The 239-nt window shown below is 56.9% G+C and carries 1 pseudogene; it reads right to left on the reverse strand.

Features of this window, described 5'->3' with window-relative positions:
- Nucleotides 1-239, reverse strand: a pseudogene (locus tag EOD29_RS36875) (hypothetical protein); the annotation flags it as partial.

Genomic DNA, 239 nt, shown 5'->3' on the forward strand with positions numbered 1-239 from the left:
TCTTCGTCCAAGTGCGTTCGCAAGCAGCTCGATCCAGGCAGAGTGATCACTCGTCGGCGGGATCGAACGACGCAAACGGCGTGCTTTACGGTCCTTTTCATCATCCGTAGTATAATCCACCAACCATTCACTTGGGCTGCTGAGACGTTCAGCGCAGTATGTCCGCGCCGCTGTCGACAGACTGGAGAGCATCATCGTCGTGTAGTAGCCGCCAGCAGCACTGGGCATGTTCAGCAGGC

The organism is Mesorhizobium sp. M1A.T.Ca.IN.004.03.1.1 (genome assembly GCF_003997555.1).
Classification (GTDB): domain Bacteria; phylum Pseudomonadota; class Alphaproteobacteria; order Rhizobiales; family Rhizobiaceae; genus Mesorhizobium.